The organism is Agrococcus citreus (genome assembly GCF_039527715.1).
GTDB lineage: Bacteria > Actinomycetota > Actinomycetes > Actinomycetales > Microbacteriaceae > Agrococcus > Agrococcus citreus.
In genome coordinates this window covers 589,897-614,899 of sequence record NZ_BAAAKK010000005.1, presented here as the reverse complement: position 1 = coordinate 614,899, position 25,003 = coordinate 589,897, and the positions used below count along the sequence as shown (strand labels likewise).

The window sequence follows — 25,003 nt, the reverse complement described above, 5'->3', positions numbered from 1 at the left end:
GGTCCCGCCCTCTGCTGTCTGCGTCCTGTGCGTCGTCAGCCGAGCCGCTGCGCGACGAGCTCGGCAAGCTGCACGGCGTTGAGCGCCGCGCCCTTGCGCAGGTTGTCGTTCGAGACGAACAGCACGAGGCCCCTGCCCGGCTCGGCCGACTGGTCTGCGCGGATGCGTCCCACGAGCGACGCGTCGCTGCCTGCGGCCTGGAGCGGGGTGGGCACGTCGACGAGCTCGACGCCCGGCGCGCTCGCGAGCAGCTCGCGGGCCTGCTCGGGCGAGAGGTCGCGCTCGAACTCCGCGTGGATCGCGAGCGAGTGCCCCGTGAACACCGGCACGCGCACGCACGTGCCGGCGACGCGCAGCTCGGGGCGCTCGAGGATCTTGCGCGACTCGTTGCGCAGCTTCTGCTCCTCGTCGGTCTCGGCCGAGCCGTCGTCGACGATCGAGCCGGCGAGCGGGAGCACGTTGTGCGCGATGGGCGCGGTGTAGACGCCCGGCGTGCCGAGGTCGACGGCCGCGCCGTCGAGCGCGAGCCGCTCCGGCTGCTGGTCGGCGGCGGCCGCGAGCTGGTTGCGCAGCTCCTCGACGCCCGCGAGGCCCGAGCCCGAGACCGCCTGGTAGGTGGAGACGACGAGGCGCTCGAGACCGGCCTCGAGGTCGAGCGGCTTCAGCACCGGCATGGCAGCCATGGTCGTGCAGTTGGGGTTCGCGATGATGCCCTTGACGGCGCCGGCGATCGCGTGCGGGTTGACCTCGGAGACGACGAGCGGCACGTCGGGGTCCATCCGCCAGGCGGACGAGTTGTCGATGACGATGACGCCGGCGTCGGCGAAGCGGGGTGCGAGCCGGCGCGAGGTGGCGCCGCCCGCCGAGAAGATGGCGACGTCGAGGCCGTTCGGGTCTGCCGCGTCGGCATCCTCGACCACGATCTCGCGGCCCTGGAACTCGATCGTCGACCCGGCGGAGCGCGCGGATGCGAACAGTCGCAGCTCGTCGATCGGCAGTCCGCGGTCGGCGAGCAGCCGCAGCACGACGCCGCCGACCTGGCCGGTCGCGCCGACGACCCCGAGGCGCAGGGCGCGAGCCGCTCCGGGCTCCTCCGTCAGCCGGCGGATCATCGGCCGGTCCCGCCGTGCACGACGGCCTCCTGGTCGCCGTCAAGCTCGAACGCGGAGTGCACGACCTGCACCGCGTCGATGAGCTGGTCGGCGCGCGTGACGACCGAGATGCGGATCTCGGAGGTCGAGATCATCTCGATGTTGATGCCCGCATCCGACAGCGCCCGGAACAGTCGCGCCGAGACGCCCGCGTTCGTGCGCATACCGGCGCCGACGAGGGCGAGCTTGCCGATCTGGTCGTCGTGCTGGAGCGACTCGAACCCGACCGCGGCGCGCTGCGACTCGAGCGCCTGCAGCACGCCGCCCGCCTCCTGCTTCGGCAGCGTGAACGAGATGTCGGTGCGGCCCGTCGCCGCCTCCGACACGTTCTGCACGATCATGTCGACGTTCGCGCCCGCCTCGGCGACGATGGTGAAGATGCGCGCCGCGGTGCCCGGCACGTCGGGCACGCCGACGACGGTGACCTTGGCCTCCGACAGGTCGTGCGCGACGCCGACGATCATCGGCTCTTCCATGGTGGAGCCCGCTCTCTCTGGGTCGTAGACGATGGTGCCGTCGTCGTTCGTGAACGACGAGCGGACGTGGAGGGTCACGCCGTGCCTGCGGGCGTACTCGACGCTGCGGTTGTGCAGCACCTTCGCCCCGGCGGCGGCGAGCTCGAGCATCTCCTCGCTCGTGATCCGGGCGATGCGGCGAGCCTTGGGAACGACGCGCGGATCGGCGGAGAAGACGCCGTCCACGTCGGTGTAGATCTCGCACACGTCGGCCTCGAGCGCGGCGGCGAGCGCGACGGCGGAGGTGTCGGAACCGCCGCGGCCGAGGGTCGTGATGTCGCCGGTCACCTTGTTGAACCCGGCGAAGCCCTGCACGATCGCGATCTGGCCGTGGTCGAGCGCCTGCCGCACGCGGCCCGGCGTGACCGAGACGATGCGGGCCGCGCCGTGCTTGTCGTCGGTGAGCATGCCGGCCTGGCTGCCCGTGAACGACACCGCGTCGGCACCCTGCGACTTGATCGCCATCGCGAGCAGCGCCATCGAGATGCGCTCGCCGGCAGTGAGCAGCATGTCGAGCTCGCGGCCGACGGCGGGCAGTCCAGGGACGACCTGGTGCGCGAGGTCGAGCAGCTCGTCGGTCGTGTCGCCCATGGCCGAGACGACCACGACGACGTCGTCGCCGCGCTTGCGCGTCTCGACGATGCGCTTGGCGACGCGCTTGATGCTCTCGGCGTCGGCCACGCTCGACCCGCCGAACTTCTGCACGATGAGGCTCACGCCGCTCCTTGGAGTCCTGGAACTCTCAATCCTAGGCTCAGGCACGTGCCCGTCCCCGCCGCTGGGCCTACCGCTCGACGGTCCTGCGCCCCTCGAAGGCCCGGCCGAGGGTCATCTCGTCGGCGAACTCGAGGTCGCCGCCCACGGGCAGCCCGCTCGCGAGCCTTGAGACGCGCACGCCGAGCGGCAGCAGCGAGCGGATGAGGTAGGTCGCGGTGGCCTCGCCCTCGACGTTGGGATCGGTGGCGATGATGACCTCCTCAACCGTCGGGTCCTGCAGCCGGGTCATGAGCTGCGCGACGCGCAGCTGGTCGGGGCCGACGCCCTGCATGGGGTTCAGCGCTCCGCCGAGCACGTGGTAGAGCCCGCGGTACTCGCGCGTGCGCTCGATCGCGACGACGTCCTTCGCCTCCTCGACGACGCAGATGGCGGTCGGCACGCGGCGCGGGTCGCGGCAGATCGCGCACCGCTCCTGCTCGCCGATGTTGCCGCAGACCACGCAGAAGCGGACGCGCTCGCGCACCGTCTGCAGGATCGTCGCCAGCCGGTCGACGTCGAAGCTCTCGGTCTGGATGATGTGGAAGGCGATGCGCTGCGCCGACTTCGGACCGACGCCGGGCAGCCTGCCCAGCTCGTCGATCAGGTCCTGGACGATGCCGTCGTACACGCGCTCAGCGCTCCCCTCGCACCCGCGGGCGCTCCTCGATCAGCTCGGCTCCGAGCTCCTCCCGCACGACGGATTCGCCGTACCGGGCGGCCTGCGACGCCGACAGCGGCGGCTCGGGCGCGACCGGCTCGCGCGCCGCGGCGACGCGCGTCGGCGACGGGACAGCCGGCTGCGCAGACGGCTCGGGCGCGAGCGGCACGCCCTCGGGCGCATCCGGCGCCGAGACGAACGAGAACGGGTCGGGCTCGGGCTGGTCGGGCAGCGGCTGCTCGGGCAGGTCCTCGGGCGGCGCCTCGTCGTCGGTGGGGATGACGGCGACGGCCCAGCCCGTGACGGGCGCGGCGGCGGCCTTGGGGTCGGCCTTCGGTGCGGCCGTCGGCGACGCGCTCGTGGAGCCAGGCACAGCGGTCGCGCCGGAGGCGGGCGCGGTCTTCGCCGCCGCGGCTCTCCGCTCCGGCGCACGCTCGCTCGTCGTCGGCGTCGTCGCGCGGGCCTGCGGGGGCGCGGACGCCTGGGCGGGCGGGGCGGCCTGCGTCGACGAGGTCGACTGGGCGGGCGGGTCCGACGGTGCCGGCGCGGCGGCCGCCGGCGCCTGCTCGCGAGCGCCGCGAGCGGACGGCTCCGCCTTCGCGACGTACTTCACCTCGATGCCGAGCAGCGACTTGATGGCCGTGCGCAGCAGGTCGGCGATGCTCGGCTTGCCGGGCTGCGACTCGCGGAAGCGCTGCACGTCGGCGTCCGACTGGAAGCCCAGCACGAGCACGTCGCCGGGACGCAGCTCCTTCGGCGTGATCGTGGCCGCGACCATCCACGCGGTGCGATGGTGCTCGGCGAGCTGCTGCAGCACCTCGTCCCACGAGTCGCGCAGCTGCGCGAACGCGACGGGCTCGGACGGCGCGACGGGCGGCATCGGGGCGACGGCGGCCGGTCGGGGCTCCGCGGACCCGCTCGACCGAGCCGGACCCGGTGCACCGGGTCCGTTCCGGTCGACGGGGTCCGGATCGACGCGGGCGCGAGCGGCGGGCGTCGCGGATGCGGCGGCCGGGGCCGGCGCGGAGGTCGCGGGAGCCGGCGCAGCCGCTGCGCGATCGGCCGCGGCGGGAGCGGGCGCTGATGCGGGAGCCGGAGCCGCCGATGCGGGAGCCGCTGCCGCCGGGGCCGCCGCCGCGGGCGCACCGCCGTCGAGCCGCTGCTCGAGCCGCTCGACGCGCGCGAGCGTGCCGACCTCGGGGTCGCCGGTCTCGGGCACGAGCAGCCGAGCGGCCATGAGCTCGAGGTGCAGGCGAGGGCTCGTCGCACCCGCCATGTCGGTGAGCGCCTTCGCGACGATGTCGGCGGCACGGGAGAGCTCGGCGCTGCCGAACCCGGCCGCCTGCTCGACGAGGGTGGCGAGCTCGTCCTCGGGCACGCCGTGGAGGATCGCCGCCGGGTCGCTCGCGGCATGCGCGACGATGAGGTCGCGCAGGCGCTCGAGCAGGTCCTCGACGAAGCGGCGCGGGTCCTGGCCCGACTGCACGACGCGGTCGATCGACGAGAAGAGCCCCGGCGCATCCGCCGCGGACAGCGACACGATGATCTCGTCGAGCAGCTCGCCGTGCGTGAAGCCCAGCAGCGCGACGGCGTGCCCGTAGGTGACCTGCGCCTCGGAGCCGGCGATGAGCTGGTCGAGCAGGCTCAGCGTGTCGCGCGCGGAGCCGCCGCCGGCGCGCACGACGAGCGGCAGCACACCCGGCTCGACCTCGACGCCCTCCTGGGCGCACAGCTGCTGCACGTACTCGAGCATGGGTGCGGGCGCGATGAGGCGGAACGGGTAGTGGTGGGTGCGCGAGCGGATCGTGCCGATGACCTTCTCGGGCTCGGTCGTCGCGAAGATGAACTTGATGTGCTCCGGCGGCTCCTCGACGATCTTCAGCAGCGCGTTGAAGCCGCCGGAGGTCACCATGTGCGCCTCGTCGATGATGAAGACCTTGTAGCGGTCGCGGCTCGGCGCGAAGGTCGCGCGCTCGCGCAAGTCGCGGGCGTCGTCGACGCCACCGTGGCTCGCCGCGTCGATCTCGACGACGTCGAGCGAGCCGCCGCCGTCGCGACCGAGCTCGACGCACGAGTCGCACACGCCGCACGGGTCGGGCGTCGGACCCTGGGCGCAGTTGAGGCAGCGGGCGAGGATGCGCGCGCTCGTCGTCTTGCCGCAGCCGCGCGGCCCCGAGAACAGGTAGGCATGGTTGACCCGGTCGGCGCGCAGCGCGGTGCGGAGCGGATCGGTGACGTGCGACTGCCCGATGAGCTCGGTGAACGACTCCGGCCGATACCGGCGGTAGAGGGCAGCGACCATGCGCCCAGGCTACTTCCCGCCGCTGACGTGCGCCGACGCGTGCCCACATGCCGTGGCCGTCCCGGCACCGGACATGAAGGACTCCCCGCGCACCCGCGACGCATCGCGTCGCGGCGCAAGCCCATGGCGACCATCCGCAGGCCGGACATGAAGGACTCCCCGCGCACCCGCCAGAGCCCGGTTGCCCTTGCTTCGTCTCCGACCTGGGGGATTTGGCCTGGATGGCGCCACGCGGGGAGCCACAGCCATCGTACCGAATGCGAGAGGCGCGATGCGCCCCGCGCCGGCACTAGCGTTGGCGCATGCTCACGATCGCCGCATCCGGCAGCCCGTTCGATGCGGCCTTCGGTCTCCCGCTGCATCCCCTCGCCGTGCACGTGCCCGTCGTGCTGCTGCCGCTCGGCGCGCTCGCTGTGCTGCTGCTGCTGCTCGTGCCCCGCTGGCGCACCGCCCTCGCATGGCCCGCCGTCGCGGTGCTCGGCATCGCCGCGGTCGGCTCGCTCGTGGCGAAGCTCTCGGGCGAGGCGCTCGCCGAGCGGGTGGGCGACCCCGGCCAGCACGAGGAGCTCGGCAACTGGCTCGTCGCGATCGCGTGGGTGCTGTTCGCGAGCACGCTCGCGTGGTGGCTGTGGCAGCGGAGGCGCCGCACGCAGCGCCGCGCGACGGGCGTCGTCGGCCTCCTCGCGGGCGTGGTGCTCGCGACCGTGGCGGTCATCGCGCTCATCGTGGCGGTGCTGACCGGCCACTCGGGCGCGACCTCGGTGTGGGGCGGGCTCGTCGGCGACGGCGGCGCCACCGCGGCACCGACGCAGTCGCAGTCGCAGTCGGAGCCGGGCGACGATGACGACGACGAGCAGGGCAGCTCGGAGATCTCGATCGCCGACGTCGCCGAGCACGACGACTCCGCCTCGTGCTGGGCCGCCATCGAGGGCACGGTCTACGACCTCACCGACTGGATCACGGAGCACCCGGGCGGCCCCGAGCGCATCCTCGGCATCTGCGGCACGGATGCGTCCGACGAGTTCGGCGGGCAGCACGCCGGGCAGGCCGACCCGACCGAGCAGCTGAGCGAGTTCGCGATCGGCGCGCTCGCCGAGTAGCCCTCAGCCGACGAGGTCGGCGACCTGACGAGCGATCTCGAGCTCCTCGTTCGTCGGCACCACCCAGACCTCGATGGCCGAGCCGTCGGCCGAGATGCGTCGCTCCCCGCGACCGGCGTTGCGCTCGGGATCGAGCACGATGCCGAGCCCCTCGAGGCCCGCGAGCGCCACCTCGCGCACGCGCGCAGCGTTCTCGCCGATGCCGGCCGTGAACGCGATCGCGTCGGTGCGGCCGAGGTGCGCGAGGTAGGCGCCGACCGTGCCGCGCAACCGGTGCCCGACGATCTCGAGCGCCTCCACGGCCCGCTCGATCCCGGCATCCGCGGCTTGCAGCACGTCGCGCATGTCGCCGGTGCCGGTGAGGCCCAGCAGCCCCGAGCGCTTGTTGAGCAGCGTGTCGATCTCGTCGACCGAGAGGCCTGCCATGCGGTGCAGGTGGAAGATGACGCCGGGGTCGATGTCGCCGGAGCGCGAGCCCATGACGAGCCCCGCGAGCGGCGTCATGCCCATCGACGTCTCGATGCTGCGGCCGCCGCGCACCGCGGTGGCCGAGGCGCCGTTGCCGAGGTGCAGCACGATCGAGTTGACCTCGTCGAGCGGCCGGCCCAGCAGCTCCGCGAGGCGGCGGGAGACGAACTGGTGGCTCGTGCCGTGGAAGCCGTACTTGCGGATGCGGTGCTCGGCGGCGACGCGAGCGTCGATCGCGTAGCGGTGCGCCGCGGGCGGGATCGTCAGGTGGAACGCCGTGTCGAACACCGCGACGTGCGGGTAGCCGGGGAAGGTGGCGCGGGCCGAGCGGATGCCCTGGAGGTTCGCGGGGTTGTGGAGCGGGGCGAGCGGCGCGAGGTCCTCGATCTGCTGCTGCACGTCCTCGTCGATGCGCACCGCCCGGTCGAAGCGCGCGCCGCCCTGCACGACCCGATGGCCGACGCCGAGCAGCTGCGCGCCGTCGAGCGACGGCCCGTGCCGGTCGAACTGCTGCAGCAGCCACCCGAAGGCGTGCTCGTGGTCGGAGATCATGCGGCGCTCGACGACCGTCTCGATGCCGGGCGCCTCGTGCTTCGCCTCCCCCGTCGTCTCACCGATCCGCTCGATCAGGCCGCCCGCGAGGGCGCGCCCCGAGTCGACGTCGACGAGCTGGTACTTGAGGCTCGAGGAGCCGGCGTTGATGACGAAGACCGAGCGGGTCACGCGAGTGCCCCCGGGTGCGCGGCCTGAGCCTGCGCCTGGATCGCCGTGATCGCGACCGTGTTGACGATGTCGCTCACGAGCGCTCCGCGGGAGAGGTCGTTGACGGGCTTGTTCAGGCCCTGGAGCACGGGCCCGATCGCGAGCGCACCCGCGGAGCGCTGCACCGCCTTGTAGGTGTTGTTGCCCGTGTTGAGGTCGGGGAAGACGAACACCGTCGCCCGCCCCGCGACCTGGGAGTCCGGCATCTTCTTCTGCGCGACCGTCGCATCCGCCGCGGCGTCGTACTGCAGCGGGCCCTCGACGAGCAGCTCCGGGGCGCGCTCGCGCACGAGCGCGGTCGCCGCCCGCACGCGGTCGACCTCGGCCCCGGTGCCCGACTCGCCGGTCGAGTACGAGAGCATCGCGACGCGCGGCTCGATGCCGAAGTCGCGCGCCGTCTGCGCCGACGAGATGGCGATGTCGGCGAGCTCCTCGACGGTCGGCTCGGGGATGACGGCGCAGTCGCCGTAGACGAGCACGCGGTCGGCGAGCGCCATGAGGAACACGCTCGACACGACCGAGACGCCCGGCTTGGTCTTGATCGTCTCGAACGACGGCTTGATGGTGTGCGCCGTCGTGTGGGCGGCGCCAGAGACCATGCCATCGGCATCGCCGAGGTGCACCATGAGCGTGCCGAAGTACGAGACGTCGAGCAGCCGCTCCATGGCCTGCTCGATCGTGACGCCCTTGTGGGCTCGGAGGCGCTGGTACTCGGCCGCGTACCGCGGTCGGAGCTCGGCGTCGTCGGTCGCGACGATCCGCGCGTCGGCGATGTCGAGGCCGAGCGCCGCCGCGCGCTGGCGGATCGCGGCCTCGTCGCCGAGGATCGTGAGCTCCGCGATCCCGCGCGCGAGCACCGTGGAAGCGGCCTGGAGGATGCGGTCGTCGTCGCCCTCGGGCAGCACGATGTGCCGCACGTCCGAGCGCGCACGCTCGATGAGGCTGTGCTCGAAGATGAGCGGCGTCACGACGTCGCTCGTGGCGACCTCGAGGCGCTCGAGCAGGGCGTCCGAGTCGACGTGCTCGTCGAAGAGCGCGAGCGCGGCGTCGCGCTTGCGCTGCGTGCCGTCGATGAGCGAGCCGCGGGTGGTGGCGATGCGCCGCGCGGTCTCGTAGGTGCCGTGCGGGCTGCGGCCGATCGGCAGGTCGAGGGCGAGCCCGTCGAGCAGCCGCTGCACAGCGGGGTGCAGCTCGAAGCCGCCGTTCAGCACGATGCCGGCGATCGATGGGAACGTGTCGGACTGCTGCGAGAGCAGCGTGCCCACCACCACGTCGGAGCGGTCGCCGGGCATCACGAGGATGCCGCCCTCGATGAGCCGCTCGAGCACGTGCTCCATCGACATGCCTGCGACGACGGTGCCGAGCGACTCGCGCTGCAGCAGCTCGGGGTCGCCCTGCACGAGCTCGGCCTCGGTCGCGCGGAAGAGCGTCCCGACGCTCGGCGCGCTCAGCAGCGCATCCTCGGGGATCGACCAGACCGGCACGTCGGCGGGCACCGCTCCCGCGATCGCGGCAGGGATGCCGTCGATCGCGCCGGGGTCGGCGCGATTCACGATCACGCCGGCGATGGATGCGTGCGCCGCGGCGAGCTCGGCGGTCGTGACCTCGGCGAGCTGCCGCAGCTCGTCGGCGGTGCGCGGCACGTCGGTCTCGGGGTCGCGACCGCCCAGCACGAGCAGCACCGAGGCGCCGAGGTTCGCGGCGACCCGCGCGTTGAACCCGAGCTCGGTCGGGCTCCCGACGTCGGTGTAGTCGGAGCCGACGATGACGATCGCGTCGAAGCGCTCGTCGATGCGGTGATACCGATCGACGATCGTCGACAGCGCCGCCTCGGCGTCGTCGTGGACTGCGGCGTACGTCGTGCCGATCGCCTCGTCGTACGGCAGGTCGACCGCCGGGTGCGCGAGCAGCAGCTCGAGCACTCGGTCGCGCTCCTGCGACGACCTCGCGATGGGCCGGAAGACGCCCACCTTGCCGACGCGGCGGCTGAGCGCCTCGACGAGCCCGAGGGCGACGATCGACTTGCCTGCATGGCCTTCGGGGGACGCGATCACGATGCGGGTCGGCACGCGCCCAGGCTAGCGCCGAGTCGTTAGGTCACGAAACGGTAACGCTTCCCGTACCCCGTTCCATCGGCCACAGCGCCGCCATAGATTCAGACGCATCCGCCCCCAACCATTGGGGGCTTCGTCCTGAACGAAGGATCACCCTGTGAGCACACCCATCACGAAGCGTGTGCGCCTTCGCAGCGGCATCGCACTCACCACCGCCCTCGCGCTCAGCGCGGGGGCGTCGGTGCTTGGTGCAGCCGCGGCGAGCGCCGCGCCAGTACCACCATCGATCGATACGAGCGGCTTCGACAACGGCCGCTACATCGTCGTCCTCGACGAGGACCCGATGGCCACCTACCGCGGCCACCTGCCGAACCTCGCGCGCACCGCGCCTGTGGGGACGAACGACATCGATGTCAACTCCGCCGCAGCGAACGCGTACGCCGCGCACCTCGAGACGCAGCAGTCCGAGGTCGCAGCCGAGATCGGCGCAGAGATCGAGTCGAGCCTGACCGTCGCGCTGAACGGCTTCATCGCCGACCTCACGGCGGAGCAGGCGATCGAGCTGACGCGCGACTCGCGCGTCGCGCACGTCTTCCCGGACGAGATCCGGCAGATCCAGGCGAGCCCCGCGAACGAGTTCCTCGACCTCGAGGGCCTCTGGGCGCAGGTCGGCGGCGTCGACGAGGCAGGCCAGGGCGTCGTCGTCGGCGTGCTCGACACGGGCATCGCGCCCGAGAACCCGCTCTTCGCGGGCGACCCGCTCGGCACGACCCCCGGCGCGGAGCCGTACCTCGCGGGCGGCGAGATCGTCTACACGAAGGGCGACGGCAACACCTTCACCGGTGTCTGCGAAGAGGGCGTCCAGTTCACCGCGGCCGACTGCAGCACCAAGATCGTCGGTGCCCGCTACTACGTCGACGGCTTCACCGCGGCCCGCATCGGCGGCACCGACGTCGGCGAGTACCTCTCGCCGCGCGACGGCGACGGCCACGGCTCGCACACCGCGTCCACCGCAGCAGGCAACGCCGAGGTGCCCGTCACCTCCGCAGCCGGCGCCGACCTCGGCACCATGTCGGGCGTCGCGCCCGAGGCGCGCATCGCCGCATACAAGGTGTGCTGGACCGGACCCGACCCCTCGGTGACGACGGACGACGGCTGCTCCTCGAGCGACCTCGTCAACGCCATCAACCAGGCCACGATCGACGGCGTCGACGTGATCAACTACTCGATCGGTGGCGGCGCAGCGACGACGGTCTGGACGGCGGAGGACATCGCGTTCCTCGGCGCCGCCTCGGCCGGCGTCTTCGTCTCCGCATCGGCGGGCAACTCCGGCCCTGGCGCATCGACGCTCGACCACGCAGCGCCCTGGTACACCACGGTGGCCGCGGCGAGCGTGCCGAACTACGAGGCGACGGTCCTGCTCGACAACGGCGACCGCCTCCCCGGCGGCTCGGTCACGGTGCCGCTCGGCGAGGGCGCCGAGGTCATCTCGGGCCCGTTCGTCTACGCAGGCGACATCCCGGCAGCCGGACGGACCGCGGCTGACGCAGCGCTGTGCCTCCCCGGCTCGCTCGCTCCCGTCGTGGAGACCATCGTGCTCTGCGACCGCGGCAGCAACGCGCGCGCCGAGAAGTCGGAAGTCGTCCAGGCAGCTGGCGGCATCGGCATGGTGCTCGGCAACCCGACGCCGAACTCGATCGACCTCGACGACCACGTGATCCCGACGATCCACATCGACGCCGAGCACTACCCCGCCGCACTCGCCGCTGCCCGCACGCCGGGCGCGACGGTGACGTTCGAGCAGGGCAACACCTCGGGCGAGGAGACGATCGCGCCGGTCGTGGCCGGCTTCTCGTCGCGCGGTCCGGTGCAGGCTGAGGGCAGCGACATCCTCAAGCCCGACATCGCGGCTCCCGGCGTCGGCGTCATCGCCGCGAGCGCCAACCCCGAGGGCGGAGACCCGACCTACGCGCTGCTCTCGGGCACGTCGATGGCCGCGCCGCACGTCGCGGGTCTCGCCGCGATCTACCTCGGCGAGCGCCCGATGGCGTCGCCGGCGGAGATCAAGTCCGCGCTCATGACGACGGCGACCGACACCTTCAACCTCGACGGATCCGTCTCGACGGACCCGTGGGCGCAGGGTGCAGGCTTCGTCAACACGCAGTCGATGCTCGACGCGGGCCTCATCTACCAGAACGGCATGCCCGACTGGCTCGGCTACCTGCGTGGCCTCGGCCACCCGGTTCCCGACGGCTGGGGCGAGGGCAGCGCGATCGATGCCAGCGACGTGAACATCGCGTCGATCGGCATCGGCTCGCTCGCCGGCACCCAGACGGTCACGCGCACGGTCACCGCACTCGAGCCCGGCGTGTACACGCCGACGGTCGAGGGCGTCGAGGGCGTCGACGTCGAGGTCTCCCCCTTCACGATGACGTTCACCGAGGCCGGCCAGACGGCCGACTACACGGTGACCTTCACCACCGCGGGCGCTGCCCTCGGCGAGTGGTCGACGGGCTTCCTCACCTGGTCCAGCACCGAGCACGACGTCCGGTCACCCATCGCGGTGCAGCCGGTCGCCGTCGCGGCTCCGGAGTGGGTCGAGGGCATGGGCACGGTCGGCGAGACGCCCATCACGGGCATCTCGGGCCTCGACGGCGAGATCGCGCTCGAGGCGAACGGCCTCGCGCCGTTCTCCGAGCTGGGCGCCGACGGCGGAGACGCCGGCGAGTCCTTCGCGTTCCAGTTCACGATCCCGGCTGGCGAGCTCGTGCACTACTTCTCGCTCGACGCAGCGGACGACACGGCCGATCTCGATCTGTTCGTGTACCGACTCAACGCGCAGAACCAGCTCGTCGAGGAGTGGGTCGCCGGCACCGGTGCCGCTGACGAGCAGCTGCTGCTCGAGGCACCGCAGGCCGCGAACTACGTCGCGTTCGTCGACGTGTACTCGACCGGTGAGGCCGGGGCTCCCTCGACCTTCACCCTCGACCACGTCGGTGTCAGCGAGGGCCAGCAGGAGGGCAACTTCCGCACGGAGCCGACGTCGGTGACGGGCAGCATCGCTGAGCCCTTCACGTACACGGCGAAGTGGAACGGCCTCGACACGAACGCCGAGTACCTCGGCGTCGTGGGCTACGGCGGCACGGACGTGCGCACCATCGTGCACGTGACGACCGGCGACGCCACGATGCCGGTGCCCGAGCGACTCGCAGGCGACGACCGCTACGAGACCGCGGTCGACGTGTCGCAGCAGGGCTACCCGGACGGCGCTGACGTCGTCTACGTGGCCAGCGGCGAGAACTTCCCCGACGGCCTTGCGGCAGCTCCTGCTGCGGCGCACGAGGGCGGCCCGCTGCTCCTCACGTCGCGCGCAGCGCTGAACGACGTGGTCATGGAGGAGATCGAGCGGCTCGCCCCCGAGCGCATCGTCATCGTGGGTGGAGAGCCCACGCTGACGGCTGCGGTCGAGGACGCGCTCGAGCCCCTCGCCACGACCGTCGACCGAGTCGCGGGTGCAGACCGGTACGAGACCAGCCGTCTCATCGCCGCCTACGCCTTCGACGCATCCGAGTCGGCCTTCATGGCGACCGGTCGCGCGTTCCCTGACGCCCTGACGGCCGGCTCTGCTGCCGGCTCGATCGGTGCTCCGGTGATCCTCGTCGACGGCACGGCTGCCGGCCTGGATGCGGCGACCGTGGCCGAGCTCGACCGGCTCGGTGCGCAGAACGCGTACCTGATGGGCGACCAGGCGTCGATGTCGAACGGCATCGAGCTCCAGCTCGACAACGCCGGCGTCAACGTGACGCGCTTCGGCGGCTCGGACCGGTTCGACACCGCGGTGCTCGTCAACCGGGCCATGTTCGGTGCTCCGGTGCCGGCGATGTACATCGCCAGCGGCCTGAAGTTCCCGGACGCCATGGCCGCTTCGGCGCTCGCGGCGGCGCAGGGTGCACCGCTCTACCTGACCCGCGCGACGTGCATGGACTCGTCGGTGGTCACGGAGAGCCTGCGTCTCGGCCAGCCCCCGGTGTACCTGCTCGGTGACGAGCAGACGCTGTCGGCTGAGGTCGCGGCGTACGCGATCTGCCCGTAGTGCAGCACTGACGTGAGGGGGCGGGGACGCAGCGTCCCCGCCCCCTTCCGTCACCCGGTAGGATCGCAGGGTTGGCCTTTCGAGGCCGGCCAGGAGGATTCGCCTAGTGGCCTATGGCGCACGCTTGGAAAGCGTGTTGGGTGCAAGCCCTCGGGGGTTCGAATCCCCCATCCTCCGCCAATGTGATGAGCCGCGAGACGAGTCACGAAGCGAGAGCCCTCGGCCATCGGCCGGGGGCTCTGCTCGTGCAGCGCGCGTGCCCACGCGCGGCCCCTCCCCGCTCCGCGGACCCCGGTTCGGCAGCCGGCCCCGAGATCGCGGGCCGCGTGTCGAGCGCGGGTCCGCTTCGAGCAGCACGCCGTTCGGCGAGCCGGGGGACGTCCATGCGGCCCGGTGTAGCGTTAGGGCACCGGTCCGCTGACTCGTCACGTTGGAGCTCCCCATGCGCCCAAGCAGTCCTCGGCCGCTCGACGGGTGCGCCGGAGCGCGTCCGTGAGCGGTCGCATCCTCGTCGTCGACGACGACCGCGACATCCGCGATCTCGTCGCGATCAAGCTCACGGCAGCGGGGCTCGACGTCGAGACCCGCGCCGACGGCTCGCAGGCGCTCGAGGCCGCGGCCGAGGGCGGCTGGTCGGTCATCGTGCTCGACGTCATGATGCCCGGCATGTCGGGCATCGACGTGCTGCGCGCCATGCGCGCGCGCGGGGACCGGACACCGGTGATCCTGCTGACCGCACGCGGCCAGGAGAAGGACATCGAGGCGGGATTCGCGGCCGGTGCCGATCACTACGTGACCAAGCCGTTCAGCCCCAGGGCGCTGCTGGCTCGTGTGACCGCAGCGCTGGGATGATTCCGACGCTGACGCCCGCGCTGCTGCAGGTGATGCTGCTCGTCGCGGTAGCCGCCGTGGTGGGCATGCTCATCGCGCTCGTCGCGCAGCGAGCGGTGCGGCACCGCCGCGCGCGCCGCCGCCAGGAGCTGGACCGCCGCCTCCGCCCGCTCGTGCTCGAGGCGACCGTGGCGGATGACGACGAGATCGACGGGCTGCTCGCCGACGTGCGCACGCTCAGCCGGGACGAGCGCACGCACGTCGGCCGCAGTGCCTTCCTGATGCTGCGCGGCATCACCGGCGAGGCCGCGGATCGACTGCGCGCGGTCGCGGACGCGAGCGGCCTCGTGCCGATCGTGCTGCGGTCCGCACGGCACCGCGACGCCGTCGCCCGCGCCGATGCGGCGGAGGCGCTCGGGCTGCTCCAGCCTGCCGGCGCGCTCGAGCTGCTGCTCGAGCTCGCCGACGACCCGTCCCCCGAGGTGCGGACGGTCGCGATCCGTGCCCTCGGCGCGTTCGACGACGCAGCCTCGACGGATCGCGTCATCGCGGCGCTCGCGCAGGACAGCGGCATCCCCACGTCGGTGGCGGCGTCGTCGCTGCTGCAGCAGGGCGGGGCGGTCGGCGACCGCGTGCGGCATGCGCTCGACGACGACGACCCCGGCGTGCGCCGAGGCGCCGCGCGCGTCGCCGGCCTGCTCCAGACGCCCGGCTCTGGGGAGGCGCTCGTGCGGCTCGTCGACGACGAGCACGAGTCGGTGCGGCTCGCGGCGATGCGCTCGCTCGAGCGGATGCCCGTGCGCGACGCCGTGCCGGCGCTGCGCGCCGCAGCGCTCGACGGCGGGACGGTCGGCGAGGCCGCGGCGCGCGTGCTCGTCGCCATGCCGGGCAGCTGGACGGCAGACGCGCTCGCGCACATCGCGGAGGCCGCGGAGCGCGGCGTGCGGCGCGCTGCCGGCATCCCTCGCGCGGAGACGCTCGCATGACCTGGCTGCACGACGTCATCGAGGCGATCTTCACCGCGGTCGCGTGGCCCGCTGCCGTCTACTTCGTGCTCGCGAACACGTCGATGCTGCTCCTCGTGCTGCTCGCCGCCCGGCACTTCGCGCGCTACCTGAGCCGCAGCGAGCACCGCGGCGAGGACGCGATGGCGGCGTCGCCGCTGAGCCTGGGCGTCAGCGTCATCGTGCCGGCGTACAACGAGGCTGCCGTCATCCTGACGAGCGTGCGGTCGGTGCTCGACCTGCGCTACCCGGATCACGAGGTGATCGTCGTCAACGACGGCAGCTCGGACGACACGATGGACAAGCTGAAGGCGTCGTTCGGCCTCGTGCCGGACCTACGCGACCTCCCCGGCCGCATCCCTGCTCGCGGTGCGCTGCGCGGCGTCTGGCGGTCGCCCGACCCGGCCGTGCCGCTGCTCGTGGTCGACAAGGAGAACTCCGGCCGCTCCGACTCGGTGAACCTCGGCCTCGACCTCGCGAGCAAGGAGCTCGTGGTGATGGTGGATGCCGACTCGATCCTCGAGCCGGACGCGCTGCTCTCGGTCTCGAAGCCGTTCGCCGACGACCCGGAGCGCGTCGTGGCGACCGGCGGCGTGGTCCGCATCGTGAACAACAGCCGCGTGCAGGGCGGCCGCATCGTCGACATCCGGATGCCGAAGGAGCTCATCACCCGCATCCAGGTCGTCGAGTACCTGCGTGCGTTCCTGCTGGGCCGCACGGCATGGTCGGACCTGAACGCGCTCATCCTCATCTCCGGGGCGTTCGGCATGTTCCGCCGTGACGTGCTCATCGACGTCGGCGGGCTCGACCCCGACTCGATCGGCGAGGACTTCGAGCTCGTCATGCGCATCCAGCGGTGGATCCGCAGCGGTCACCGCGACGCGCGCGTCGAGTTCGTCGCGGAACCGGTCAGCTGGACGGAGGCGCCCTCGACGCTCAAGGTGCTCGCGCGGCAGCGCCGACGCTGGCACCGCGGGCTGTGGGAGGTGCTGTGGAAGTACCGCTCCATGCTCCTCAACCCGCGCTACGGCCGAGTCGGCATGCTCGCGCTCCCCTACTACTGGCTGTTCGAGCTCTTCGCGCCGCTCATCGAGCTCGTCGGCATCGTCCTCGTCGTGGTCGGGCTGCTCGTCGGTGCCGTCGACCCCGCGATGGCCCTGCTGCTGACGCTCGTCGCCTACGGCTACGGCACGATCGTCACGCTCGCGGCCGTCGTCGTGGAGGAGGCGAGCTTCCACCGCTACGAGCGCTGGCGCGACATGGCCGCGACCCTCTGGGCAGTCGTCGCCGAGAGCCTCGGCTACCGCCAGCTGACGGCGATCTGGCGCATGCAGGGCTGGTGGGCGGGGCTCACGAACACGCAGCAGGTGTGGGGCGAGATGACCCGCACGGGCTTCGTGGGCGCAGCCGACGAGCCGGTGGTGTCAGGGAGCGAGCGGCACGCGGACGGTCGCGACTGACCCCTCGCCGACGACGCTGTCGAAGGCGATGGAGCCGCCGTGCGCCTGCACGATCATGCGGCAGATCCAGAGGCCCAGCCCCGCGCCCTGCACGCCGGATGCGCGCGCCGCCGACGACCGGTAGAAGCGCTCGAAGACGCGCGCCGACTCCTCGGCCGCCACGCCCGGCCCGTCGTCGGCGACCTGCAGCCGCGCATCCTCACCGTCGACGTCGACCCGCACCTCGACGAAGCCGGCGTCGCTCGTGTACTTGATGCCGTTGGAGATGAGGTTCTCGAGCACCTGGCTCATGCGACGCGCGTCGGCGACGATGGGCGCGGCGGGACCGTCGACGAGCCGCAGCTCGACGCCACGACGGACGGCGCGATGCGCGAGGGTCGCGACGGCATCCCGCGCGACGTCCCGCAGGTCGACCTCGGCGGGCTGCAGGTGCAGCTCGCCGCGGCTCATCTCGCCGACGATGAGCAGGTCCTCGACGAGCGTGCGCAGCCGGTCGCTGTTGCGGCGCACGACGTTGAGCCAGCCGTGCACCTCGGCGGGCATCTCCTCGTCGAGCGCGAGCTCGAGGTAGCCGGAGATCGACGTGAGCGGGGTGCGCAGCTCGTGGGAGATGAGGGCGACGAAGTCGTCGCGGTCGTCGAGCATCCGCATGTACGTCGTCACGTCGTCGATCGACGTGATCGAGCCGCGGAACTCGCCGGCGACCATGAGCGGTCGCGACGAGACGGTGACCGCGAACATGTCGTGACCCGGTCGCGCGATCCAGAACGCGAGGTTGTCGAAGGACTCGCCGCGCGCGGCTCGCGCGAACGGCGTCTCCTCGTTCGGCATCGGCTGGCGCGACTCGAGGTCGAGGTAGGTCGCGCCCCCGAGCGCGTCGCGGATGCGCGCGCCAGCGAGCGCCGGATGCTCGCTGAGGGTCGGGTTGACCCGCACGATGGCGCCGGACGGGTCGAGGAGCATGAGCCCGATGCGGGCGGTCTCGAAGATCGCGTCGAGCAGCGCCCCGTCGGCGGCGAGCTGTTGGGCGAGCGCCGTCTTCTCGCGCTCGCGCTCCAGGAGGATGACCTGCTGACGGTCGAACCTGCCGGTGTAGGTGTCGGCGAAGAACGCGGCAGCGATGAGCGCGAGCGGCACGAGCACCGCACCGACCGCGTTCGCGGCCATGGTCGTCCCCGTCGTATCGGCGATCTTCAGCGCCATCTGGACGCCCGCGGCGGTGCCGCCGACCGCCGCGATGACGACGCCCCGCCGGCGCCCGACGAAGCCGAGCCAGAACGCCGGCACGACCGCGAGCATGGCGACGATGCGCGGCACGTCCGTCTCGCCGAGGATGAGCATGATGACGAGGAGGTCCATCGCCGGCACGAGCACCGGCAGCCAGTTCGCCTCGTAGAGCGGGCCCTGCCCGAGCAGCGCCAGCCCGGTCGCCGCCGCGACGACCACGACGCTCGCCCACAGCCACGGGCCGTCCCAGACCGCCGGGGCGACGATCGTCAGCACGAGGAGCACGAGCGCGAGCACCCCGAGCGAGAGGAGCTGGCCACCGAGGGTCTCGGTCAGGGCGCGGCGCGGTCGCTCCTGCGCCACGGAGCTCTCGGTGACGGTCACCGGCGCCGGTTGCCGAAGACGCCGCGCACGATCTCGCGGATGATCGACTGGCCCGTGCGCGATCCGATGAAGTCGGTCACGACGCTGCCGCCCGAGCGCTCGCGGCTCGACCGCCCGCTCGGGCGGTCGCGCGCGGCCTCCTTCTCGAGCCGCGCGGCCTCCTGCTCGAGCCGTGCGGCCTCCTGCTCTGCCGCCTTGCGGGCCGCCTCGTCCTGCTCGGCGCGCTCGGCGACCGCGAGCCTCGCCTGCAGCAGCTCGTAGGCGGATTCGCGGTCGACGGCCGTGCCGTAGGTCGCGAGCAGCGGCGACGACGAGACGCTCTGGCGCATCGCCGGCTCGGGCGTCGGGTCCATCGAGCCCTGGGGCGCGCGCAGCCGCGTCCAGGCGACGGGCGTGGGCGCGCCGCGCTCGTCCATGACGGTGACGATCGCCTCACCGATGCCGAGGCTCGTCAGCACCTGCTCGAGGTCGTAGCCGCTCCTCGGATACGTCCGCACGGTCTGCCGCAGCGCGGTCGCGTCGTCGGGAGTGTGCGCGCGCAGCTGGTGCTGCACCCGCGAGCCGAGCTGGGCGAGCACGTCCGACGGGACATCCTTGGGCGTCTGGGTGACGAAGAAGATGCCGACGCCCTTCGAGCGGATGAGCCGCACGGTCTGGGTGATGGCGGTCAGGAAGTCCTTCGACGCGTCCTTGAAGAGCAAGTGGGCCTCGTCGAAGAAGAACACGAGCTTCGGCTTGTCGATGTCCCCGACCTCTGGCAGGTCCTCGAACAGATCGGCGAGGAGCCACATGAGGAACGTCGAGAACAGCGCGGGCTGGCTCGCGACCTCGGGCACCTCGAGCAGGCTGATGACGCCGCGGCCGTCCTGGGTCGTGCGCATGAGCTCGCGCGTGTCGATCTCGGGCTCGCCGAAGAAGACGTCGGCGCCCTGCTCCGCGAACGCCGTGATCTCGCGCAGGATGACGCCGGCCGTCTGCGTCGAGATGCCGCCGAGCCGCTTGAGCTCGGCCTTGCCCTCGCCGGTGAGCCACAGCAGCAGCTCGCGCAGGTCCTTGAGGTCGACGAGCGGCAGCCGCTGCTCGTCGGCGTACGCGAAGACGATGCCGAGGCTCGACTCCTGGGTGTCGTTCAGGCCGAGCACCTTGGCGAGCAGCGTCGGGCCGAACGAGAGCACGGTGGCGCGCACCGGCACGCCGATCCCCTTGCCGCCGAGCGCGAAGTACTCGACCGGGAACGCCCGGCCCTCCCACGCCTGGCCGATGCCGGCGGTGCGCGCGAGCAGCCGGTCGTCCGACTCCCCAGCCGTCGCGACGCCCGACAGGTCGCCCTTGATGTCGGCGGCGAAGACCGGGACGCCCGCAGCGGAGAGCTGCTCGGCGAGCACCTGCAGGGTCTTCGTCTTGCCGGTGCCGGTCGCGCCGGCGATGAGGCCGTGGCGATTGACCATCGCGAGCGGGATGCGCACGGGCGTGTCGGGATCGGCTTCGCCGTTCACGAGCGCGCCCATCTCGAGCGCAGGCCCGTCGAAGGCGTAGCCGGCGCGCACGGCGTCGACCTCGTCGATGCCGAGCGGACCGTCGGTCGCGGCAGGCTCGATCGACTCGCCGGGCTCAGCCGGCTGCTCAGGGTCGGCCGGCACCGAGTCGGCCATCGGGGCCTCGTCGTACGACTCGGCGACGGGCGGCGCGCCCTCGGGCGTCGCGTCATCGGCCGGGGAGGGCGGGAGGTCGGCCCTCGCTCGCGCGTCCTTCGCCTGCAGCTGCGCGAGTCGCGCCTCCGCAGCCGCCTGCGCCTGCCTGGCCGCCTCGAGTTCCGCCTGCACCTGCGCCAGCTCGTCGGTCATGTCGCCATCCTAGGTCGGGGCCGGGCGCAGCGATGACGCGCGCTCGACCCACCTGGCGCATCCGTCACTCGATCGGCGGCACGTGCTTGGGGCGCACGACGAGCCAGAGCGAGCAGGTCGCGAGCACGCCGCACAGCAGCATGACCGTGCCCATCGGGATGGCGTTCTCGATGCGGAAGAGGCCGACGATCGGGCTCACGAGCCCTGCGATCGACATGTTGAGCGCGCCGAGCAGCGAGGCCGCGGTGCCGGCCTCCTCGCCGTGGTTGGCGAGCGCGAGCGACTGCACGCACGGCATCGAGAGGCCGAACGCGAAGGCGAACAGCGCGAGCGGCGGCACGAGCCCCGCGACGCCGAGGCCAGCGAGGTCGAGCGCGATGATGCCCGTGGCGCCCACGATGAGGAGCGAGGTCGAGACGGCGAGCACCCACTGCGCGCCCCACCGGTTCGCGGCTCGGCCCGCCGTCTGCGTGCCGGCGAGCACCGCGACGGAGCAGATCGCGAAGATGAGCCCGAACTCCCCCGGGGTGAAGCCGTAGACCTCCTGCAGCAGGAGCGAAGCGGTCGAGAGGTACGCGAACATGCCGCCGAAGATGCTCGCGCCGATCACGGCGACGCCGACGAAGACGCGGTCGCTCAGCACCGAGCGGTAGCGCTGCCGCAGCGTCGAGTGGCCGGGCGAGTGGCGCAGGTGCGGCGGCAGCGTCTCTCGCAGGAAGAGCAGCTGCAGCACGATCACGAGCACGGCGTAGCCGGCGAGCACCCAGAACAGGCCGCGCCAGTGGAGCACGCCGAGCAGCCAGGATCCGAGCACGGGCGCCGCGATCGGCGCGATGCCGATGACGAGCGCGAGGCGGGAGAGCGCGGTGACGAGCCTCGAGCCGCTGAAGAGGTCGCGCACCATCGCCATCGCGACGACCGTGCCGGCCGCGGCGCCGAAGCCCTGCAGGATGCGCAGGAGCAGGAGCGAGGCGATGTCGGGCGCGACCGCCACGCCGACGCTCGCGATCACGTGCACCGTCGTGGCGATGAGCAGCGGCCTGCGGCGACCGATGCGGTCGGAGAGCGGCCCGACGACGAGCTGGCCGAGCGCGAACCCGATCGTGGTGGCCGACAGGGTGAGCTGCACGACCGCATCCGTCGTCGCGAACTCGTCCTTGACCGCCGGGAACGCGGGCAGGTAGAGGTCGATCGTGAACGGCCCGAGCCCGGCCAGCAGGCCGAGCACGAGCAGGGTCGTGAACCGACGGCTGGGGCTCAGCGCGTCGCCGGGGTGCGCCGTCACTCGGCGGAGAGCCGCAGCGGCACCTCGTCGCGCGACGCGACGCGCTCCTCGCCGGTCGCGACGTCGTGCTCGAACACGACCTGGCCGTCGATGAGCACGGTGCGCGGGCGCGCCATGGGGTCCATCCAGTCGCCGCCCCACACGACGATGTCGGCGCGCTTGCCGACCTCGAGCGAGCCGACCTCGGCCGCGACGCCGAGCGCCCTCGCGGGGTTGATCGTGATCGCGCGCAGCGCCGTCTCGCGGTCGAGCCCCTCCCGGACGGCGAAGGATGCCTGGTGCACGAGGAACGAGATCGGGATCACCGGGTGGTCGGTGATGATCGAGATCTCGACGCCGGCCTGCGCGAGCTTGCCGGGGTTCGCGATCGAGCGCTTGCGCAGCTCCATCTTCGACTTCGTCGTGAACAGCGGGCCGATGAGCACGGGCACGCCGCGCTCGGCGAGGAGGTCGGCGACGACGTGCGCCTCGGTGCCGTGGTCGATGATGAGCTCGTAGCCGAACTCGGCCTGGAGCCGCAGCGCCGTGACGATGTCGTCGGCGCGGTGCGCGTGCTGGCGCCACGGGATCTCGCGCCGGAGCACCTTCACGAGCGCCTCCATCGTGAGGTCGACGTCGTGCGTGCGGTCGTTCTCGGGGTCGGCGAGGCGGCGCTGGTAGTTCTGCGCCGCGACGAACGCGTCGCGCAGGATCTTCGCCGTGCCCATGCGCGTCGAGGGCGTCACCTTCTTGTCGCCGTAGACGCGCTTCGGGTTCTCGCCCAGGGCGCTCTTGAGGCCGGCGGGCTCGCGCAGCACCATGTGGTCGACGATGCGGCCGTGCGTGTGGAGGGTCGTCGCCTGGCCGCCGATCGGGTTGCCGGAGCCGGGGTTGACGTTCACCGTGGTGACGCCGCCCGCGAGGGCGAGGTCGAAGCCCTCGTCGAAGGGGTCGATCGCGTCGATCGTGCGCACCCCCGCGGTGTTGGGGTTCGTCATCTCGTTCGTGTCGTTCGCCGCCTGGCCGTCGCCCTCGGGGTGCACGCCGAGGTGCACGTGCGCGTCGACGAGGCCGGGCGTCACCTGCGCCCCCGCGACGTCGAGCACCTCGGCGCCGTCGGGGACCGCGACGTCGGCGCCGAGCTCGGCGATCCTCCCGTCGCGCACGACGATGGTGCCCTCGAACTCCTCGCCCTCGACGGGCACGACGTGGGCGTTGACGATGGCGAGCAGCATGCGGTTCCTCTTCGTGTCAGATGTCTCCGTCAGGGTACATCCTTAGCCCGACGAACGACCTGTGCTCGTGCCGACCGTCGCCCTGCGATCCGGCATGCGCCCGCAGGGTCAGCTGTGCGCCCCGACCACGGCGATGAGCTGGCGCGCCTGCGCGACGATCGCGTCGCGCCACGCCTCGAACGTCGCATCCGTCACGGCGAACTCGGTGTCGAAGCGCTGCATGTCGGGGGTGTGGATGTGCCCGGCCGGGATGTCGAGCCCGGCTCGATCGCGCAGCAGCGCGTTGCGGTAGGCCGACTCGTTCGAGAGGTAGGCGCCGCCTCCGCCGCTGCGGGAGCAGGAGTCCTGGGGCGGGGGCGTCGGCTCGACGGCGGGCGGGTACGCATCCTCGCGCTGGAAGGCGTCCTCGAGGCCATCGGCTTCGCAATCGGGGAAGTACGTGTAGTTCGTGTTCCAGAGCACGCCGAACGCGACCGACGCGTCCTGCCAGTCGTCGCCCGGCGGACGGGGCACGTCCGAACCCGTGCGCGCCGCGATCATCTGCTCGATCGGGAGCGTCGACGCGGTCCACTGCGGCGGATCGGTCAGTGTGTCGCCGCCGCCCCAGCGCTCCGGCACCTGGATGCTGCAGCCGTGGTTGTCCGTCGCGAGCTGCGGGGCGCCCGTCAGCCCGGCAGGCGGGCACGGCGCGAAGCCGTCGTTGCCGGCGACATCGCCGTGGTAGCGGGCGTTCCACTGCTCGAGCGCGAACCGCGAGCCGCCCGCCTGGCTGATCGTGATGGACGCGTCCACGCGGCCGTCGCCCGCCTCCATGAGCGGCCCCACGGCGTCCTCGAGGTAGCCGCGCTCGAACTCCGGGTAGTTCACCGGCAGCGTGTAGGCCTCGTAGCGCACCGCGGTGCCGTCGGGAGCCGTCGTCGTCGTGCCGTCGATCGCCAGCGCGATCGCGCCGGACGGGTTGCCGTGGCGGATGTGGTTGCCGACGGTGCCCGACGCGCGGCCCGTGGCGCCGCCGTCGAGCGTGAACGGGTCGAACCCGCTCACGAGCACTCGCGTCACCTCGTCGCCCGCGGGCAGGTCGATGTCGCGCATGCCGCGCGCCGCCCGGTCGAAGGCGTCGACGAGCATCGCCCGCTCCTCGGTCGCGAGCGCGAAGCCCGGGCGCCACTGGTGCAGCACCGACATGGCCTCGAGCCGCGTCCAGTACAGCGGGCGGTCGTCGCTCGCCGGCAGCTCCCCGGTGCCGTGCTCCGCGGCGTCGCGCGTCGATTGCGCTCGGGCGACGGCGTCCTGCCACAGCTCGGTGCCGAGGCGCTCGACGGCGGCGGTCGCTTCGGCGAGTGACGCCTGCTCGCAGAGCTCGTCGGCGAGGGCTGCGGTGAACCCGTCGAAGCCGGCACCCGCGACCATCGCACGCGCGAACGTGCGGTCCGCGGGCTGCGATGGGTCGGCCTCGTCCGGCAGCACGGCCGTGAGGCGCTCCTCCTCGACGGTGACGGGCAGCGAGGCGTCGACGCAGCCCTCGGGCGCGAGGCCGGCGACGATCGCGCTGAGCTCGTCGGATGCCGGGCGCAGCGCGGTGGTCGACCGCTCCTCTGGGGTCGCTGCAGCGGGCGAGCATCCCACCAGCAGCGCCGCGCCGAGCGTGAGCGCGAGCCCGGCGGCGACGGGCGCCGCGCGACGTGGTCGCGCGACCGGTCGAGGCTGTCGAGCAGCGGCGGAGGTGGGATGCATGCGGGATTCCTTCCGAGCGGCGCGGGGCGGCATCGATGGCCGAGGACGTCTCGGACGAGGGCGCTGCGCTCCGCGTCGACCGCGGCCGCACCGGCCGGCCCCGATCGGCGACCCGTGCGCCGGCGATGGCGGGCGGCGAGCGGATCCCCGTCGCGTCCGAT

The 25,003-nt window shown here is 72.6% G+C and carries 16 protein-coding genes, 1 tRNA gene and 1 other RNA gene; 6 read left to right on the top strand and 12 right to left on the bottom strand.

Going from position 1 to position 25,003, the window contains the following annotated elements:
- Positions 1-35: 35 nt before the first annotated feature.
- The 5 genes from ABD106_RS11845 to ffs all read right to left on the bottom strand — a co-directional run bounded on the left by ABD106_RS11845 (position 36) and on the right by ffs (position 5,626).
- Positions 36-1,112 carry an aspartate-semialdehyde dehydrogenase gene (locus ABD106_RS11845; protein WP_343920590.1) on the bottom strand — a complete coding sequence of 359 codons (1,077 nt, stop codon included), beginning with the start codon at positions 1,110-1,112 and terminating at the stop codon, positions 36-38.
- A complete protein-coding gene (locus tag ABD106_RS11840) occupies positions 1,109-2,383 on the bottom strand; it encodes an aspartate kinase (RefSeq protein ID WP_343920588.1) in 1,275 nt (424 codons plus the stop codon). The genes ABD106_RS11845 and ABD106_RS11840 overlap by 4 nt, the downstream gene beginning before the upstream one ends.
- A 67-nt stretch (positions 2,384-2,450) precedes the next feature.
- The gene (recR, locus tag ABD106_RS11835) at positions 2,451-3,050 is read right to left on the bottom strand and encodes a recombination mediator RecR (RefSeq protein ID WP_343920586.1); all 600 of its coding nucleotides are present in this window, start codon (positions 3,048-3,050) and stop codon (positions 2,451-2,453) included.
- A 4-nt stretch (positions 3,051-3,054) separates the two neighbouring features.
- Positions 3,055-5,382, bottom strand: a complete 2,328-nt coding sequence (locus tag ABD106_RS11830) for a DNA polymerase III subunit gamma and tau (protein WP_343920584.1) — start codon at positions 5,380-5,382, stop codon at positions 3,055-3,057.
- 147 nt (positions 5,383-5,529) lie between these two features.
- Positions 5,530-5,626, bottom strand: an RNA gene (ffs, locus tag ABD106_RS11825) — signal recognition particle sRNA small type.
- Positions 5,627-5,684: 58 nt separating this feature from the next.
- On the opposite strand from ffs, the gene ABD106_RS11820 reads away from it, so the two are divergent.
- Positions 5,685-6,482, top strand: a complete 798-nt coding sequence (locus ABD106_RS11820) for a cytochrome b5 domain-containing protein (RefSeq protein ID WP_343920582.1) — start codon at positions 5,685-5,687, stop codon at positions 6,480-6,482.
- 3 nt (positions 6,483-6,485) lie between these two features.
- Here ABD106_RS11820 and ABD106_RS11815 read toward each other — a convergent pair whose 3' ends face one another.
- Positions 6,486-7,673 (bottom strand): acetate/propionate family kinase, encoded by a 1,188-nt coding sequence (locus tag ABD106_RS11815; protein ID WP_343920580.1) that lies wholly within the window; start codon positions 7,671-7,673, stop codon positions 6,486-6,488.
- On the bottom strand, positions 7,670-9,781 hold the full coding sequence (gene pta, locus ABD106_RS11810; RefSeq protein WP_343920578.1) for a phosphate acetyltransferase: 2,112 nt from the start codon (positions 9,779-9,781) through the stop codon (positions 7,670-7,672). The genes ABD106_RS11815 and pta overlap by 4 nt, the downstream gene beginning before the upstream one ends.
- A 142-nt stretch (positions 9,782-9,923) precedes the next feature.
- Between pta and ABD106_RS11805 the strand changes: the two genes are divergently transcribed.
- From ABD106_RS11805 to ABD106_RS11785, 5 genes are all read left to right on the top strand, one after another.
- The gene (locus ABD106_RS11805; RefSeq protein ID WP_343920576.1) at positions 9,924-13,859 is read left to right on the top strand and encodes a cell wall-binding repeat-containing protein; all 3,936 of its coding nucleotides are present in this window, start codon (positions 9,924-9,926) and stop codon (positions 13,857-13,859) included.
- Between the two features lie 92 nt (positions 13,860-13,951).
- A tRNA-Ser gene (locus ABD106_RS11800) sits at positions 13,952-14,039 on the top strand.
- Positions 14,040-14,351: 312 nt separating this feature from the next.
- Positions 14,352-14,711, top strand: coding sequence for a response regulator transcription factor (locus ABD106_RS11795; protein ID WP_343920574.1), 360 nt, complete (start codon positions 14,352-14,354; stop codon positions 14,709-14,711).
- On the top strand, positions 14,708-15,676 hold the full coding sequence (locus tag ABD106_RS11790) for a HEAT repeat domain-containing protein (RefSeq protein WP_343920572.1): 969 nt from the start codon (positions 14,708-14,710) through the stop codon (positions 15,674-15,676). Before ABD106_RS11795 ends, ABD106_RS11790 begins: the two co-directional genes overlap by 4 nt.
- Positions 15,673-17,154: a glycosyltransferase family 2 protein gene (locus ABD106_RS11785; protein ID WP_343920570.1), complete on the top strand. Its 1,482-nt coding sequence runs from the start codon at positions 15,673-15,675 to the stop codon at positions 17,152-17,154. Before ABD106_RS11790 ends, ABD106_RS11785 begins: the two co-directional genes overlap by 4 nt.
- On the opposite strand, the gene ABD106_RS11780 is transcribed toward ABD106_RS11785, so the two are convergent.
- The 5 genes from ABD106_RS11780 to ABD106_RS11760 form a co-directional block, all read right to left on the bottom strand.
- On the bottom strand, positions 17,119-18,744 hold the full coding sequence (locus ABD106_RS11780) for a sensor histidine kinase (RefSeq protein ID WP_343920568.1): 1,626 nt from the start codon (positions 18,742-18,744) through the stop codon (positions 17,119-17,121). The genes ABD106_RS11785 and ABD106_RS11780 overlap by 36 nt on opposite strands.
- 17 nt (positions 18,745-18,761) lie before the next feature.
- Positions 18,762-20,609, bottom strand: a complete 1,848-nt coding sequence (locus ABD106_RS11775; RefSeq protein WP_343920566.1) for a helicase HerA-like domain-containing protein — start codon at positions 20,607-20,609, stop codon at positions 18,762-18,764.
- A gap of 64 nt (positions 20,610-20,673) precedes the next feature.
- Entirely contained in the window at positions 20,674-21,894 is a 1,221-nt protein-coding gene (locus ABD106_RS11770) for a multidrug effflux MFS transporter (RefSeq protein WP_343920564.1), read from the bottom strand.
- The gene (locus ABD106_RS11765) at positions 21,891-23,108 is read right to left on the bottom strand and encodes an amidohydrolase (RefSeq protein ID WP_343920562.1); all 1,218 of its coding nucleotides are present in this window, start codon (positions 23,106-23,108) and stop codon (positions 21,891-21,893) included. The genes ABD106_RS11770 and ABD106_RS11765 overlap by 4 nt, the downstream gene beginning before the upstream one ends.
- Before the next feature lie 108 nt (positions 23,109-23,216).
- Positions 23,217-24,842 carry a hypothetical protein gene (locus tag ABD106_RS11760; protein ID WP_343920560.1) on the bottom strand — a complete coding sequence of 542 codons (1,626 nt, stop codon included), beginning with the start codon at positions 24,840-24,842 and terminating at the stop codon, positions 23,217-23,219.
- Positions 24,843-25,003: the final 161 nt, after the last annotated feature.

Bases quoted from the DNA above. Each gene is read 5' to 3' on its own strand.
- ABD106_RS11845 (WP_343920590.1), bottom strand. From the start codon at position 1,112: ATGATCCGCCGGCTGACGGAGGAGCCCGGAGCGGCTCGCGCCCTGCGC.
- ABD106_RS11830 (WP_343920584.1), bottom strand. From the start codon at position 5,382: ATGGTCGCTGCCCTCTACCGCCGGTATCGGCCGGAGTCGTTCACCGAG.
- ABD106_RS11820 (WP_343920582.1), top strand. From the start codon at position 5,685: ATGCTCACGATCGCCGCATCCGGCAGCCCGTTCGATGCGGCCTTCGGT.
- ABD106_RS11790 (WP_343920572.1), top strand. From the start codon at position 14,708: ATGATTCCGACGCTGACGCCCGCGCTGCTGCAGGTGATGCTGCTCGTC.
- ABD106_RS11785 (WP_343920570.1), top strand. From the start codon at position 15,673: ATGACCTGGCTGCACGACGTCATCGAGGCGATCTTCACCGCGGTCGCG.
- ABD106_RS11775 (WP_343920566.1), bottom strand. From the start codon at position 20,609: ATGACCGACGAGCTGGCGCAGGTGCAGGCGGAACTCGAGGCGGCCAGG.
- ABD106_RS11765 (WP_343920562.1), bottom strand. From the start codon at position 23,108: ATGCTGCTCGCCATCGTCAACGCCCACGTCGTGCCCGTCGAGGGCGAG.
- ABD106_RS11760 (WP_343920560.1), bottom strand. From the start codon at position 24,842: ATGCATCCCACCTCCGCCGCTGCTCGACAGCCTCGACCGGTCGCGCGA.